This is a genomic window from Actinomadura formosensis NBRC 14204 (assembly GCF_001552155.1).
GTDB classification, from domain to species: Bacteria; Actinomycetota; Actinomycetes; order Streptosporangiales; family Streptosporangiaceae; genus Spirillospora; species Spirillospora formosensis.
The window spans coordinates 1-15479 of the sequence record NZ_BCQQ01000148.1 but is presented as its reverse complement, the minus strand read 5'-3'; the positions used below and the strand labels follow the sequence as shown (position 1 = coordinate 15479).

Sequence of the window (15479 nt, the reverse complement as noted above, 5' to 3'; positions counted from 1 at the left end):
TCGACTGGGAACGGCAGGCGGACATCGCCGAGCGGGCCTTCCTCGCCAATGGGTTCTTCGTGCTCGCCGGCGACCGCCAGGTGGAGGACCTGGACGAGGAGATCGACCTCACCACCGACCCCGGCCTGGTCTTCATCAAACTGGTCCCCCTCGCCGGAGGCTGAAGCCCCTAGCCGAGCAGGCCGTACTCGTGGGCGCGGAGGCCCGCCTGGAAGCGGGAGTCGGCGTCCAGCAGCGTGAGGATCTCCGCGACGCGGCGGCGGTAGGTGCGCAGCGGCATGCCGAGCCGCCGCGCCGCCGCCTCGTCCTTCAGCCCGCCGCCGAGCAGCCGCAGGATGCGCCGGCTCTCTTCGGACAGCGCGGGCGGCCGGTCGCGGCGGTGGTCGGCCAGCTCGTCCGCCGTCTCCCAGGCCGCCCGGAACAGCGAGACGACGCCCCGCACCACGCCCGGAGACCGGACGACCGTGTACTCGCGGACGCCGCCCCGCGGCGGGCCGGCGAGGATCGCGACCCGCCGGTCCACGATGATCGTCTCGTGCGGGAGCGGGGCCGGGCAGATCCGTACCCGGACCCCGGCCCCGGCGAGTTCCACGAGCCGCCGTTCGGACTCCTCGTCCGCGAGCGCCGCCGGGGTGTACAGCTTGCGGACGGCGGGCCGGGGCCGGACCCGGCGGCTTTCGGCGACGATCCGCTCCCGGAACCCCGGCAGCGCCCACGTGTTCAGATCCGTCGCGGCGCAGGCGAACTCCTCGCGTGCGAAGAACAGCCGCCCGGCGCGCTCGGCCAGCTCCGCCTCACCGCGCAGCACGACATTCCGGTCCGGATCGAGGCTCATCGACGTTCAGTCTGCCACGCGGGCACTGGCAGCAAGCTGCCAGCGGCTCGGCCGGGACGGCGGCACGCGGCACCGTGGGGGCATGACGACACAGAAGACGTTCGACATCGGCGGCGATCTGCGCGTCGCCCGGATGGGCTTCGGCGCGATGCGGCTGCCCGCGAGCCGGCGGGGCGGCCCGCCGAACGACCGCGGCACCGGGCTGAAGATCCTGCGCAGGGCCGTCGACCTGGGCGTGAACCACATCGACACCGCCGCGTTCTACTATCACCCGGACGGGCCGGCGGCGAACGAGATGATCCGCGCGGCGCTGAGCCCCTACCCGCCCGGCCTGGTCATCGCCACGAAGGTCGGGCCGTACCGGGGGCCGGGCGACCCGTTCCCGTCCGGCGCGATTCCCGCGTCCGGCCTGCGGGCCGAGGTCGAACGCAACCTCCGCGAACTGGGCCGCGACCACCTCGATCTCGTCTACCTGCGGCCGGTCGAGGCGGTGGACCGGGCCCCGGTGGCCGAGCCGGTCGGGGAGCGGTTCGCGGTCCTGGCCGGGCTACGCGAGGAGGGCCTCATCCGGCATCTCGGGCTGAGCCACATCAGCGCGGCGCAGCTGGCCGAGGCGCGCGAGATCGCGCCCGTCGCCGCCGTCCAGAACCGCTTCGACATCACCCGGCCCCGCGACACCGAACTCCTGGAGATCTGCGAACGCGACCGCATCGCCTACGTGCCGTACTTCCCGCTCGGCGGCTTCGGCATCCCCGACGACGCCCGCGTCGCCGCGATCGCCGCGCGGCACGGCTCGACCGTCGCGCAGGTGCTCCTCGCGGGCCTGCTCGCCCTGTCGCCGGTGACCCTCGCGATCCCCGGCACCGGCTCCCCGGACCACCTGGAGGAGAACATGGCCGCCGCCGGCCTGGCCCTTCACCCGGAAGATCTCGCCGTGTCGCGGAGCTGACCATCCGCGCCGCCCGCACCGTCTACCCTGGACGGGTTTTGTGATCAGGGGGAGACGATGTCGACGACGCGGCTGCTGGTGCTCGGCGGAGTGCGGCGGTTCGGGCGGGCGCACGGATACGAGGTGCGCCGCGAACTCATGTCGTGGGGTTCGGACGAGTGGGCCCACGTGAACCCGGGCTCGATCTACCACGCGCTGAAGCAGCTCGCCAAGGAGGGCCTGCTGCGCGCCCATGAGGTGGAGGAGAGCGAGGCCGGGCCGCCGCACACCGACTACGAGATCACCGACGCGGGCCGGGCCGAGTTCATGCGGCTGCTGCGCTGCGCGATCGCCACGGTCGACGTCCGCCACCCGGAGATGCTGACGGCCGGGATCGGGTTCCTCACCGAGCTGACCCGCGCCGAGGCGATCGGGCTGCTGCGCGAGCGGCTGGACGGGCTCGCCGGATGGCGCGCGTCCGTCGCCCCGCACCTGGCCGAGCGGGACCCGTCCGACCATCTGCGCGAGCTGCTCGGCTGGTGGGTGCACTCCGCCGAGTCCGCCACGGCGTGGACGCGCGGGCTGATCGACCGGCTGGAGGCGGGCGCCTACGTCATGGCGGGCGAGGCCGCGAAGTAGCCGGTCACCTGTCGCTGAACGACCGCGGGACGATCACCCGCAGCGCGTTGCCGCGCAGCTTGATCGACACCGGGGTGCGGCCCCGGATCTCGCCGTCCACGTCCACCCGCATCGGCGGATCGGTCTCGATCTCGACCTGCGCGGTGGTGAGGAACGCGTCCTCGGCGAGGGACCGCCACTGCCCGGTGAGGACGTGCCGGGCCGTCGCCGACGCCAGCCGCAGCCGCCGCTCGTCGCCCAGCCGGTAGACGGCCAGCAGCCGGTCGTCGGGGCTGGCGTCGCGGGCGATCCGCTGCCCGCTGTGGTGCGCGCCGTTGGCGATGTTCAGCTGGTGCGTCACCAGCTCGTGCGTCTCGCCGTCGATCGTGATGCGCGCGGTGAACGCCTCGTGCCGGGGCAGCAGCCGCGCCGCCGTCAGCGCGTACGCGGGACGTCCCACGAACCGCTTGAGCGTGTGCGGGACGTGCTCGGCGACATCGACCGACAGCCCGAGGCTCACCATGTTGGCGAAGATGTGCTCGCGGTCGGCGCCCGGCCCCGCGCCCTGCGGGTCGCCGGTCGACTCGAACCAGCCGACGTCCACGTCCGCGACCTTCCCGCCGTCGGGCCCGCCGAGGGCGAGGGTCTGGACCGCGCCGGGCAGGTCGAGCGGCAGCTCCAGGCTGCGGGCGAAGTTGTTGGTGGTGCCGAGCGGCAGCACGCCGAGCGCGATGTCGCGGTGCGCCAGATGCCCGACCGCCTCGGCGACCGTGCCGTCCCCGCCGCCGACGACCACGAGGTCGGGCTCCAGGGCGAGGACGTCGGTGAACAGCTCCCGCAGCCGGGTCGGGTCGGTGACCGGGAACACGTGCAGGAACTCCAGCCCGGACTCGCGCAGCAGCCGGCGGGCGGTGCCGTAGAGCCGGCGGCCCCGCCGCGAGCGGGAGTTGATCACCAGCACCGCGCGTCCGCCGCCCGCGATGACCGATTCCAGTTCCGCCTTGCTCCGCATCTCGACGCTCCGCATCTCGACCGGTCGCCCCCCTCGTCCGCGTCACCCTACAAGGAACGTGGACCGGAACAACCGGCCCGACTTTTTATAAACCGATTACGGAGCGTTGAAACATGGTGCCGGGTGGGAACCTTACAAGTGACGCACTTCTGATTGACCCGGGGCGAAAATCATGTGGCTGCGCGGTGTGGCGGGAGCGGGATTCATCGCGATGGTCGCCGGGCTCGCGGCGTCCGTCGCGGCGGGCGGCGCGGCCCCCTCGGCGGCACCCGCCGACGACGGCGCCGTGGTGGTCGGCGAGCGCCGGATCCGCCGCCGCGTCCTCGACCTCGCCGTCCGTTCACCCGCCCTGGAAAGCGTCGCCCATGCCCGCCTCCTGCTGCCCCGCGGCTGGTCACGGGCCGCCTCCCGCACCTGGCCGGTGCTCTGGCTCCTGCACGGGGCGGGCGCCGGCCGGGACGGCCACACCGCCTGGAGCGACCACTCCGACATCGAGGAGCTGACCGAGGACGCCGGCGTGCTCGTCGTCATGCCGGACGGCGGCCCGTGCGCCCATTACACCGACTGGTGGAATCGCGGGGGCGGCGGTGCGCCGAAGTGGGAGACGTTCCATCTCGCCGAGCTCCGGCAGATCCTGGAACGCGGATACCGCGCCGGACCCGGCCGCGCCATCGCCGGAAACGCGACGGGCGGTCTCGGCGCACTGGCGTATGCGGCCAGGCATCGCGGCCTGTTCCGGGCCGCGGCCTCGTTCAGCGGGCCCGTTCACACGCTGTACCGCGACCCGTCCGGGCTCGATGTCGCCGACCTCGTCGAGCTGGGCGTCGCGATCGGCGCGCCGGCCCTGGACTGGACGAACGTGTGGGGCGACCCCGACGAGCAGCGCGTCGTGTGGCGGCAGCACAACCCGTACGACCTGGCCGGACGGCTCGCCGGGGTGCGCCTGCACGTCAGCGCCGGCGACGGCGCCCCCGGTCCGTGCGACCCGGCCCGGGGAGCGGAGCGCCGGCGGAGTGAAGGGAGCCGGGACGTGCTGGAGGTCCTCGCCCGCACTGTCAACCGGGAGTTCGCCGGCAAGCTCGGCAAACTGGGCATCCCCGTCACGACGCACTTCTACCGGGGCACCCACACCTGGCCCTACTGGCGCCGGGAGCTTCGTGCGACGCTGCCCGCCCTGCTGGCCGAGATCACCTGAGCTCCGGCTAGGGTCGGGGGGTGGCCGAACCTCATTCTGATTCAGCTGTCCCCTCGTTCTGGCAGGCGCTCGGGCTGCCCGGCATCATCGACGTCCACGTTCATTTCATGCCGCCCCGGCTGATGAGCGCGGTCTGGGGGTACTTCGACGAGGCCGGTCCGCTGATCGGCACCGAATGGCCCATCCGGTACCGGGATTCGGAGGAGGAGCGGCTGGCGTTCCTGCGCGGTCTCGGCGTCCGCGCGTTCACGTCGCTGGCCTACCCGCACCGGCCCGGCATGGCCGAGTCGCTGAACGAGTGGACCGCCCAGTTCGCCGCCCGCGTCCCCGAATGCCTCCAGACCGCGACGCTCTTCCCCGAACCCGGCGTCGAGGACTACGTCGGCCGGGCCCTGGACGCCGGTGCCCGCGTGTTCAAGGTCCACCTCCAGGTCGGCGGGTACGATCCGCGCGCCGGGGAACTCGACGCCGTGTGGGGGATGCTCGCCGACGCCGGTGTGCCCGCCCTCGTCCACGCCGGCTCGGGCCCGGTCGCCAACGGCTACACCGGTCCCGGCCCGTTCGGTGAGGTCCTCGCCCGCCATCCGCGCCTCACCACGATCGTCGCGCACCTCGGCGCCCCGGAGTTCGAGGGCTTCTTCGCGCTCGCGGACGCCTACGAGGGCGTCCATCTGGACACGACGATGGTCTTCACCCGCTTCGCCCGGCTGGCCGGGTTCCCGGACGCGCTGCTGCCCCGCCTCCGCGAGCTGGGCCTGGAGGGACGCATCCTGCTCGGCACCGACTTCCCCAACATCCCCTACGAGTACGCGCACCAGTTGGAGTCGCTCGCCGCGCTCGACCTGGGCGACGACTGGCTCCGCGCCGTCTGCTGGAACGGCCCCGCCAAGCTCTTCGGGCTGCCGTAGCGGGCTGCCGTAGCGGGCGGACCCGGGGGCGTGTCAGTGCTCGCAGGGTGTGCTTCCGGCGTGCTCGTGAGGTTCGCCGGTGTCCGACACGTGGCGGGGGCCGTGCGCGTCCTCGCAGTGGACGTGCGCGCCGCCGGAGGGCCCGTCCACGTGGTCGACCTCCAGCGTCGTGTGGGTGATCCCGTAGGCGTCGCGGAGCAGTTCCTGGAGATCGCGGCGGACGGCGTGGCAGTCGCCCTGCGCGTCCACGAGCACGTGCGCGGACAGCGCCGGGTAGCCGGAGCCGAGCTCCCACACGTGCAGGTCGTGGACCTCCTCCACGCAGGGGCGCCCGGCGAGCCGGGTCCCGAGCTCGGACGGGTCGAGGCCCGCCGGGGCGGCCTCCATGAGCACCCGCCCCGCGGCCCGCAGCAGCCCGTACCCGGCCTTGAGCATCAGCGCCGCCACCACCAGCGAGGCGACGGCGTCGGCGCGGGTCAGACCCGTCGTCCACACCACGAGGCCCGCGATCGCGGTGGAGACGAACGCGAACAGGTCGTTGAGGATGTGCTGGAACGCGCCCTCGACGTTCAGGCTGCGCCGGTTGGCCCGGCTGAGCAGGACGGTCGCCACGATGTTGACGGCGATGCCGGCCAGGGCCGTCCAGAACACGAACTGGCCCTCGACATGCGGGGGTTCGATCAGCCGCCGGACGCCCTCGTAGACGAAGTACGCCGCGAGCAGGATCAGCGTCAGCCCGTTCAGCTGCGCCGACAGGATCTCCGCGCGGCGCAGGCCGAAGGTGTAGCCGCCCTTCGGGGGGCGTGCGGCGATGCGCATCGCGACCAGCGCCAGCGCGATCGCGAACGCGTCGGTCATCATGTGCGCCGCGTCGGAGATCAGCGCCAGCGAGCCGGAGACCAGGCCGATGACCACCTCGCCGGCCATGAAGACGAGGATCAGCGCGAGCGCGGCGGCGAGCAGCCTCCGGTCGGTGCCCGCGGAGACGGCGTGACCGTGGCCGTGACCGTGGTCTTTTGCTCCGTGTCCGCGGCCGCCGCCGATCATGAGCCCTCCTCTCCATGGCCGATGTGGGTGAGGGCGAGATCGAGCAGCATCCGGACGTGCGAGTCGGCGAGCCGGTAGTAGGCCATCCGGCCGGCGCGGCGGACCCGCACGACCCGGTTGGCGCGCAGCAGCCGCAGCGCGTGCGAGACCGCCGACTCCGAGTGCCCGCAGGACGCCGCGATGTCGCACACGCACATCTCCCCCCCTTCCAGCAGTGCGATGATCACCCGCAGCCGCCCGGGGTCCGCCAGCAGCCCGAACACCTGCGCCAGCTCGGCGATCGTCTCCGCGCCCGGCAGCGCGGCGGAGACGATCGCGACCTTCTCGGGGTCGACCACCCGGACGGCGCACGCGTCGGCGGGGACCCCGGCGGGCGCCACATCTGAAGTACTGCTCATATGTGCAAATGTATCGCACGGCCGATCAGGAGATCTCCGGGGCCGGCTCCTGCGACGGCGGCAGCGAGATCGGGCTCTGCGGGTCGTCCCCCGGCGAATCCATCCCACCGGTGCCCGTACCCGGGTCGTCCGGCGTCACGCCCGGTGATTCAGGGCCGAGGCCGGGCGGCTGCGTGCCGGGGGATTCGAGGCCGGGCGTGCCCGGCGACTCCAGGCCGGGCGACTCCGGCCCCGGCGATTCCGGGCCCGGCGACTCGATGCCCGGCGACTCCAGACCGGAGTCGGACGGCGCCGGCGAGTCGCTCGCGGGGACCTCGGTCTCGGTGGGCGGCAGCTCGGCCGGCGGCCCGTCCTGCGCCCCCTCGGTCGCGCGGGGCCGCTCGAACCCCATCGTCGCCCCCGGGTCGACGAGCACGAAGGTGGTGATCGGTCCCTTCCCGGCATCCCGCGGCCGGATCCGGGTCACATTCCGCTTCTCGAATCCCGGCCAGGACCGGCCGGTGTAGGACGCGTTCCCGGCGGCGATCTTTTTCGCCGGCTGGGTCAGCGGATTGCCGCAATTGCACTTCACCGTGGGCACCCCGTAGCCATTGACGAGAACGCCCATTCCGGCCTGGAGGACGGCGGGCGCGCTCGTCGCCTCACCGTCGTGATAGCCGTGGTTGGTCACCAGCGTGTCGGTGCGGAGCAGCACCGGCGTCAGCCGCGACACATAGCGCGGGATGTCGCTCACCGGGATGCCCTGGACGCCCGCCCACGCCCGCGCCTTGGCCGGGTTGGCCTGCAGGAAGGCGATGAGCTTCTGCTGGTCGCAGGTGGACGCCTGCCGCGTCCCGCCGTACAGCCCGGGGGAGTCGCCCTCCTTCGTCCCGCCCGCCCGCGGCCGCTGCTTGACGTCGATCTTGTCGGTGTTGGACATCAGCGCGTACGGGTCGGGCCCCGGGGACCCCACGGTCAGCCGGGTGATGGTCGCGCCCGCGTCCCCGCAGCCGGCCAGCGCGCCGGCCGCCAGCACCAGGGCCAGGGCCGCCCCCGCGACGGCCCGTGGCCGGGCAATTGCAGAATGGATCTCAAGCATGCGTCGTCTCTCCCGCTCCGGGCTCGCCGAACCTATACTCTTCGATGCCGGGCGAAGCGGATTTGTGCGCGGCGGAATGCTCGATTTTCTGCGGGGGTGCGAAATGGCGGGCCCGGTTCCGCTCGGCGCAGCCGATCCGACCCGGCTCGGCGGCTGGGAGCTGCTCGGCCGGATCGGCACCGGCGGGCAGGGCGCGGTGTATCTCGGCCGCCCCGCCGAACCGGGGCCCGGGCCGTCCCGCGTCGCGGTCAAGCTGCTGCACGCCCAGCTGCTCGGCGACGCGAACGCGCGGGAGCGGTTCGTCCGCGAGCTGTCCCTGCTGCAGCGCGTCGCCGGGTTCTGCACCGCGCAGATGCTCGCCGCCGACATGGCGGGCGACCGCCCCTACATCGTCAGCGAGTACGTGCCGGGGCCGTCGCTGCGCACCCTCGTCCTGGAGGAGGGGCCGCGCACCGGCGCCGACCTCGACCGGCTCGCGATCAGCTCGGTCACGGCGCTGTCGGCGATCCACCGCGCGAACGTCGTGCACCGCGACTTCAAGCCGCAGAACGTCCTGATGGGCCCGGACGGCCCGCGCGTGATCGACTTCGGCATCGCCCGCGCGTTCGACGCCGGTTCCACGCTGACCAGCCAGGTCGTCGGCACCCCCGCCTACATGGCGCCCGAGCAGTTCTCCGGCCGGGTCGGCCCCGCCACCGACCTGTTCGCCTGGGCGGGCACCCTGCTGTTCGCCGCCACCGGCCGCGATCCGTTCGCCGGCGGCCCGCTGCCCGCCGTCATGTACCGGATCATGCACGAGACGCCCGACCTGAGCGTCCTGCCGGGCCCGCTCGCCGAGGTCGCCGCCGCCTGCCTCGCCAAGGACCCGAAGGCCCGGCCCACCTCCGAGGACGTCCTCCTCTGGCTCCTCGGCGAACGCTCCCCGGAGGCCCCGACCGACCGCCTTCCCGCGCCCACCCTTCCCGCCCCCGGCACGGGCATGGGGGCGTCCACCGGCCAGGGGCCCGCCCTCACCCCGGGCCCGGGCACGGCGGTCGGCCCGGTTCCCGCCGGCGGGGAGCCCGCGCCGGGGCCGGCCATCGGGACGACGCGGAACGCCGGCCCGCCCCCCGAACCGGCCGGGCCGGCCGTCCCGTCCCCGGGAACGACCCCGGCGGCGCCATGGACCCCGGTGGCCGCGGCGCCCCGGGCGCCGCGCCGCGGACCGGCCCTGCTGACGGCGCTCGTCCTCGCCGGGCTGCTGGCGGCCCTGGACGTCGCCGCCCTCGCCATCCTGATCGCGCGGCCCTCCCTGTCGGCGGGGCACCGCGGCGGCCTGCTGCCCGTGGTGGCGTCCTCGTTCGCCGTCGTCGCCGTGGTCACGCTGGTGGCGGTGATCCTCGCGTGGCGCGGCAGCCGTCCCGCCGCGTGGACGGTGATGGCCGCGCGCGTCGCCCGCGTGGCGATGTGGGCGGCGTGGGGCGCGCTCGTGCAGATCCAGGTGTCCGCGCTCGCCGGCCACGCCGCGCTCACCGCCGTCGTCGTGATCCTCCTCGCCCGGGGACTGTCCCGGTCACCCCGCTGAGGCGTGCCGCTCGGACCACTCCTTGAGGTCGCGGCGCTCGATCGCGGCGGCCATCAGGCCGGGGAACGCGTCCGGGGTGCAGGCGAACGCGGGCACGCCCATCGCGGCCAGCGCCGCCGCGTTGTCGTGGTCGTAGCCGGGGACGCCCTCGTCCGACAGGGCGAGCAGCACCACCACCTGCACGCCCGCGGCCGTCAGCGTCCCGACCCGGCGCAGCAGCTCCGCCCTGGCGCCGCCCTCGTACAGGTCGCTGACCAGCACCATGATCGTGTCTTCCGGCCGCGTGACGAGCCCCTGGCAGTACCCGACGGCCCGGTTGATGTCGGTGCCGCCGCCGAGCTGCGTCCCGAACAGCACCTCCACCGGATCGTGCAACCGGTCCGTCAGGTCGGCGACGCCGGTGTCGAACACGACCAGCGACGTCCGCAGCGACCGCAGCGACGCCAGCACCGCCCCGAACACGCTCGCGTACACCACGGACGCCGCCATCGACCCGCTCTGGTCGATCGCGAGGACCACGTCCCGCTCGACGGCCCGCCGCCGGCGCCCGTACCCGATCATCCGCTCGGGGACGAGCGTTCCGTGCTCGGGCAGGTAGTGCCGCAGGTTCGCGCGGATCGTCCGCTCCCAGTCCACGTCGGCGAGCCGCCGCGGCCGCGCTACCCGCGCGGACCGGTCGAGCGCCCCGCCGACCGCCGACCGCGTCCGCTGCGCGAGCCGCCGCTCCAGATCCCGGGTGACCTTCCGCACCACCGCCCGCGCCGACTCCCGCGCCCGGTCCGGCAGCACCCGGTTCAGCGACAGCAGCGTCCCCACGAGATGCACGTCCGGTTCGACGGCGTCCAGCATCTCCGGCTCCAGCAGCAGCCGCGTGAGGTCGAGCCGTTCGATCGCGTCCTTCTGCATCACCTGCACGACACTCGACGGGAAGTACTCGCGGATGTCCCCGAGCCACCGCGCCACCGACGGCGCGGAGTCGCCGAGCCCGGCACTCCGGCGCCCCGGCCGCGGCCGCCCCTCCCGGCCGCCCCCGTAGAGCTTCTCCAGCGCCCCGTCCATCCGGGCGTCGTCCCCGGCGGGCGTCACCCCGGTCCCGTCGGCCCCCTCGCCCCCGAGCACCAGCCGCCACCGCCGCAGCCGCTCGCCGCTCTCCGTCCCACCTTCGGCCATGCCCTCCCCCATCAGTTCGCCCAGCCGAGGATTCGCAGGGTCGTGGCGGCGGCCGGGGCCGCGCGGGTCTCGTCCACGGGATCCTCGGGATGGCCGGGGGTGCCCGGGCGGGGCCCGGCCCGGTGGCGGAGCCGCTCGCCGATGGCGCGGCGCTCGGCGGCGGAGTAGGCGCCGAAGGTGCGGCGGAGCAGGGGCAGGACGTCGGTGAACGAGCCGGCGGGCAGGCCCGCGATCCAGCCGTCGACCAGGCGGAGCAGGGCCTCGTCGTGCAGGAGCAGGAGGGCGCCGCCGGACAGGAAGCCCTCGATCCAGGCGGCGGCGCGGGCGGGGGCGGCGCCGGCGGACACGGCGCGCGCCATCCGGTCGGGGACGTCGCCGAGCCGGCCCGCGTCGAGGAGGAGGCGGGTGAGGCGGCCCTCGATGCGGCCGTGCAGGGCGTCCGGGCGGGTGAGCAGGCCCTCCAGGGCGGTCCGCCAGCGTTCGAGGTGGGCCTCGTCGGCCAGGAGGGACAGGGCACCGTGGACGGCGTCGGCGTGGGCGAGGAACTCGCGGGCGGCGGCGTCGTCCAGGCCGGTGATCGCGGGTGCGAGGCCCACGCACACGCGGACGATGAGGCCGTCGACGACCGTGCGGAGCGGGCCCGTGGACGTGCCGCGGACGTCGCCGTAGCGCAGCGCGCGGACGAGGGCGGGCAGCGCGGACATCAGGTGCGCCACGTCGGTGTCCACGGCGGCGCGGTCGGCGAGGGCGCCCATGACGCTCGGGAGCGCGTCACCGAGGTCGGAGAGGAGGCAGCGTTCGGCCACCGACGTCAGGTCGGCGAGCGCGGCGGCCTGGTCGGCGAGCGCCTCGGCACGGGCCGTGGCCGCGCCGCGCACGGTCGTGCCCCACGCGCTCACCTCGATCAGCTCCACATCGAACTCGGGCCGCCACGTGAGCGTCCACGTCTCGCGGAACGTGCCCTTGGAGCGGCCCGTGCCGGCGGGGACGCCCCAGTCGACGTCCAGGAGGCGGAGCCGATGCAGCAGGCGGCTTCGTTCGAGGTCGGTGGGCTTGCGCAGGTCGAGATCGTGCTCCCTGCCGAGCGCGGACGGCTTGAGCCGCAGCCGCCGCTGCTCGGCCTGCAGGTCGCGTTGGAGCGGGACCATCGGGGCCCGTTCCGGGACGGCGCCGAGCCGTTCGCCGACCACCATGCGCCGCTGGATCAGCTCGACGGGCAGGTCCGCGCCCTCGCACAGCACGGCCCTGGCCGCCTCGGTCACCTCGTCCAGCCCGGCGAGCGGGCGCCCGCGCAGTGCGGCCAGGGCCTCGGCGAGCCGGACGGCCTCGATCACGTGCGCGGACGAGACGTGCAGGTCCTCCTCGCGCAGGACGCGGGCGGCGGCGGTGAGCCACCGTTCGATCGGGCGGTCGCGGGCCGTGAACAGGTGGTGGTACCAGCCGGGGGAGCGGACGCCGGCGCCGTAGCCGGAGCGGCCGGCGAGGCGCCCATGCGTCCACGGGACCCAGGTCATGGCGACCTTGGTCTTCGGCAGCCCGCGCAGCGTCCGGTCGTCGCTGGCCGCTGGGATCCTCGCCCGCAGAGCGGGCACGTGCCAGGCGCCGCAGACGACCGCGACCCGCTCATGCCCCTCCTTGAGGGTGCGGCGCAGCGTCCGCCGCATGTGGGCCTCGCGCTGTTCCTCGCGCCGTTCTTCGCGCGGGGACCGGCCGGGCGGCGGCCCGGCGGGCGCGGTCCCCTCCGGCTGCTCGGCGAGCCGGGCGCGCAGTTCCGTCATCGCCTCGGCGATCGCGGGGAACGGGGACGGCCCGGCGCCGCGGTGCTCGACCGCGTCGTCCCACCACCGTTCGGCGTCGTCGTACCCCGCGGCCTCCGCCAGCCGGCCCAGCGGGTCGAGCCGGATCCCCTCGGCCGCGTGGCCGGACATGTCCCGCTCCCGTCCGGACGGGACGAGCTGGTTCGCGGCCGGCAGGTCGCAGAACCGGACGGGAACGCCCGCCCCCAGCGCGTACCGGATCGCCTGCCACTCGGGACTGAACTCGGCGAACGGCCAGAACGCGGCCTTGTGGCCGCCGCCGTCCGGGGCGGGGGAGTAGGCGAGCAGCGCGACCGGCGGCACCATGCCCGGGTCGCCGGCGAGCTCCACGATCGGGTCGGCCTCCGGCGGGCCCTCGACCAGCACCGCGTCCGGCTTGAACTCCTCCAGGGCGCCGCGCAGCGCCCGCGCCGAGCCCGGCCCGTGGTGGCGGACGCCGAAGACCTCGACGTGGCTCAAGAGACCTCCCGGCAGGCCCGGTAGAAGTCATGCCACTCCGGGCGGTCGCGGACGACGGCCTCCAGGTACTCCTGCCACACGACGCGGTCGGACACCGGGTCCTGGACGACGGCGCCGACGAGCCCGCCCGCGACGTCGGCGGCGCGCAGCACCCCGTCGCCGAAGTGCGCGGCGAGCGCCAGCCCGCTGGTGATCACCGAGATGGCCTCGGCGGTGCCGAGCGTCCCGCCGGGCGACTTGATCTTCGTCCGCCCGTCGGCGGTGACCCCGGAGCGCAGCTCGCGGAACACGGTGACGACGCGGCGGATCTCCGCCAGGCCCGCCGGAGACTCGGGCAGCTCCAGCCCGGCGCCGATCTGGCCGACGCGGCGGGCCACGATGTCGACCTCGTCCTCGACGGTCTCCGGCAGCGGCAGCACGACCGTGTTGAACCGGCGGCGCAGCGCGCTGGACAGCTCGTTCACGCCCCGGTCGCGGTCGTTGGCGGTCGCGATGACCGTGAACCCCCTGCGCGCCTGCACCTCGGTGTTCAGTTCGGGGACGGGCAGCGTCTTCTCCGACAGGACGGTGATCAGCGTGTCCTGGACGTCGGACGGCATCCGGGTCAGCTCCTCGATGCGGGCGACGGCGCCGCGCCGCATGGCCCGCATCAGCGGGCTCTCCACCAGCGCCCGCTCGGACGGCCCCTCGGCGAGCAGCCGCGCGTAGTTCCACCCGTAGCGGACGGCCTCCTCCGCCGTGCCCGCGGTCCCCTGCACGAGCAGCGTGGAGTCGCCGCTGACGGCGGCGGCGAGATGCTCCGACACCCACGTCTTCGCCGTGCCGGGGACGCCGAGGAGCAGCAGCGCCCGGTCGGTCGCCAGGGTCGCGACCGCGACCTCCATCAGCCGGCGCGGCCCCACGTACTTCGGGCTGATCACCGTGCCGTCGGGCAGGCCGCCGCCGAGCAGGTACGTGGTCACCGCCCACGGTGACAGCCGCCAGCCGGGCGGGCGGGGCCGGTCGTCGTGCTCGGCCAGCCGCGCCAGCTCGCCGGCGTACTCCTGCTCGGCGTGCGGACGCAGAACCGCGTCCCTGCCCTCTCTGGAGGGGCGACCCTCCAGACCACCCGGCACCTGGTCGTCGGTCAAGGCGTGAGCTCCTTCAGCATCTCGTCGCGGAAACGCAGGGTGGCGATCAGTTCGGTGAGGGCGTGCGGGACGGTGCCGCCGAGCGCGATGCGGGACACGGCGGACGGATCGAGCCGCTGGTCGGCGAGCCGGCACAGCTGGATGATCAGGTGCTCGGCGGGCCGCGAGGGACGCCCGGCGGACGCGTTCAGCGTGGCGGCCACCGCCGCCGCGAGCGCGCCCGTCCACGGCCCCGGCACCCGCTCCAGCACCCGAAGCAGATCGGGCCGCCCCTCCACCCAGCGGATCAGGTCGGCCGCCGCCGCGTCGCGTTCGCCTTCCGGCAGGACGGACAGCAGGTCGGCGAGCGCCTCCGGCTCGTCCACCATGACGCCGCCCTTGAGCAGCGCCCGCGCCCAGGCGCCGTCGCGCCGGCCGAGCGCCGCCTTGGCCCAGCCGATGTGGACGTCGCGCCCGCCCGGATCGGAGACCGGCAGGCACACGACCTCCATCGGCGGCAGCCCGAACAGGTCCGTCCAGGTGGACAGGGGAGTGCGGGCGAGGATCTCGCGCAGCCACGCCGCCCGCGTACCGACCGGTTCGCCCCCGCTTCGCGGCGCGAACGACCCGCTGGGATGGAAGGGGATGCCGTCGCGGGCCATGTCCTCGTCATGGGCCTGCGGCGGGCTCACCCGGATCCAGGTCTGCTCGCGCCCCCGCACGGTGCGGACCTCCGGCGTCAGGCAGGCGCGGGCGCGCGCCGCCATCCGCTCCCCGTAGGCGGACCCGGGCACGCGGGCCAGCAGGTCGGACGCGCGCTGCCGGACGTCCTTTCCCCGATCCTCCAGGGCCGCCTCCAGGAACTCCTCGTCGTCCGGCGACAGCCCGTGCTCGAACGTGGCGATGAAGGCGGCGCGATCAGGTGCGGGCTCCTTGCCCCACGTCTGCCGCAGCAGCTCCCTTGCGCGGCCCGGCTCGGTCTTGCGGAGCCTGGTCAGGTACGCGACCCGGCGGTTGCGCGTCCCGGTCTCCCACACCTCGTGACCGCCGCCCGGATCGTCCCCGGAACCGACAAGGTAGGCCCAGTCGGTGTTCTGCAGGGCCAGCCACACTCCGCGCCGCCCGGCCGCCCGCGCGATCGACGGCCGCAGCACCCGGTCACTGCGGCCGCGGTCCAGCAGGTCGGGAAGCGCCTGCGGGGGGACGCGCCAGCCGTGCGCCGCCGCGGCGTCCAGCCATTCGGGCAGCACCCGGATCTGCTCCCCGCCGAGGATCCGCCGCAGCCGGGCCGCCGCCGCCCGCGGCACGACCGGCGCGTCCTCCACCGGGGCCGGCGCCACC

14 protein-coding genes are annotated in these 15479 nt (G+C 74.8%); 5 read left to right on the top strand and 9 right to left on the bottom strand.

Annotated elements, in window-relative coordinates; all coding sequences use genetic code 11:
* Positions 1-169: 169 nt before the first annotated feature.
* Positions 170-835, bottom strand: a complete 666-nt coding sequence (locus AF1_RS28215; RefSeq protein WP_067805951.1) for a helix-turn-helix domain-containing protein — start codon at positions 833-835, stop codon at positions 170-172.
* 82 nt (positions 836-917) lie between these two features.
* On the opposite strand from AF1_RS28215, the gene AF1_RS28210 reads away from it, so the two are divergent.
* Complete coding sequence (locus tag AF1_RS28210) at positions 918-1784, top strand: aldo/keto reductase (protein ID WP_067805948.1); 867 nt, start codon at positions 918-920, stop codon at positions 1782-1784.
* A 57-nt stretch (positions 1785-1841) separates the two neighbouring features.
* Complete coding sequence (locus AF1_RS28205; RefSeq protein ID WP_067805945.1) at positions 1842-2402, top strand: PadR family transcriptional regulator; 561 nt, start codon at positions 1842-1844, stop codon at positions 2400-2402.
* A gap of 4 nt (positions 2403-2406) precedes the next feature.
* On the opposite strand, the gene AF1_RS28200 is transcribed toward AF1_RS28205, so the two are convergent.
* On the bottom strand, positions 2407-3393 hold the full coding sequence (locus AF1_RS28200) for a diacylglycerol/lipid kinase family protein (RefSeq protein ID WP_067805961.1): 987 nt from the start codon (positions 3391-3393) through the stop codon (positions 2407-2409).
* Between the two features lie 172 nt (positions 3394-3565).
* Here AF1_RS28200 and AF1_RS28195 point away from each other — a divergent pair, with 172 nt between their 5' ends.
* Positions 3566-4588, top strand: coding sequence for an alpha/beta hydrolase (locus AF1_RS28195; protein ID WP_067805939.1), 1023 nt, complete (start codon positions 3566-3568; stop codon positions 4586-4588).
* Between the two features lie 20 nt (positions 4589-4608).
* Complete coding sequence (locus AF1_RS28190) at positions 4609-5496, top strand: amidohydrolase family protein (RefSeq protein ID WP_067805936.1); 888 nt, start codon at positions 4609-4611, stop codon at positions 5494-5496.
* Positions 5497-5529: 33 nt separating this feature from the next.
* On the opposite strand, the gene AF1_RS28185 is transcribed toward AF1_RS28190, so the two are convergent.
* From AF1_RS28185 to AF1_RS28175, 3 genes are read right to left on the bottom strand one after another with little or no spacing between them, the layout of a single operon-like run.
* Positions 5530-6543 (bottom strand): cation diffusion facilitator family transporter, encoded by a 1014-nt coding sequence (locus AF1_RS28185; RefSeq protein ID WP_067805933.1) that lies wholly within the window; start codon positions 6541-6543, stop codon positions 5530-5532.
* Positions 6540-6941 carry an ArsR/SmtB family transcription factor gene (locus tag AF1_RS28180; RefSeq protein WP_067805930.1) on the bottom strand — a complete coding sequence of 134 codons (402 nt, stop codon included), beginning with the start codon at positions 6939-6941 and terminating at the stop codon, positions 6540-6542. The genes AF1_RS28185 and AF1_RS28180 overlap by 4 nt, the downstream gene beginning before the upstream one ends.
* Before the next feature lie 25 nt (positions 6942-6966).
* Positions 6967-8019, bottom strand: coding sequence for a DUF6777 domain-containing protein (locus AF1_RS28175; RefSeq protein ID WP_131732976.1), 1053 nt, complete (start codon positions 8017-8019; stop codon positions 6967-6969).
* A gap of 103 nt (positions 8020-8122) precedes the next feature.
* Here AF1_RS28175 and AF1_RS36005 point away from each other — a divergent pair, with 103 nt between their 5' ends.
* A complete protein-coding gene (locus AF1_RS36005) occupies positions 8123-9583 on the top strand; it encodes a serine/threonine-protein kinase (RefSeq protein WP_067805923.1) in 1461 nt (486 codons plus the stop codon).
* On the opposite strand, the gene AF1_RS28165 is transcribed toward AF1_RS36005, so the two are convergent.
* The 4 genes from AF1_RS28165 to AF1_RS35400 all read right to left on the bottom strand — a co-directional run.
* Complete coding sequence (locus AF1_RS28165) at positions 9572-10753, bottom strand: VWA domain-containing protein (RefSeq protein WP_067805957.1); 1182 nt, start codon at positions 10751-10753, stop codon at positions 9572-9574. The two genes, AF1_RS36005 and AF1_RS28165, sit on opposite strands and share 12 nt — an antisense overlap.
* A gap of 11 nt (positions 10754-10764) precedes the next feature.
* Positions 10765-13029 carry a DUF5682 family protein gene (locus AF1_RS28160; protein ID WP_242609018.1) on the bottom strand — a complete coding sequence of 755 codons (2265 nt, stop codon included), beginning with the start codon at positions 13027-13029 and terminating at the stop codon, positions 10765-10767.
* Positions 13026-14132, bottom strand: a complete 1107-nt coding sequence (locus AF1_RS28155) for an ATP-binding protein (RefSeq protein ID WP_067805954.1) — start codon at positions 14130-14132, stop codon at positions 13026-13028. The genes AF1_RS28160 and AF1_RS28155 overlap by 4 nt, the downstream gene beginning before the upstream one ends.
* Before the next feature lie 23 nt (positions 14133-14155).
* Positions 14156-15479: DUF5691 domain-containing protein (locus AF1_RS35400; RefSeq protein WP_169804061.1), on the bottom strand; the 1324-nt coding region annotated here is incomplete at its 5' end.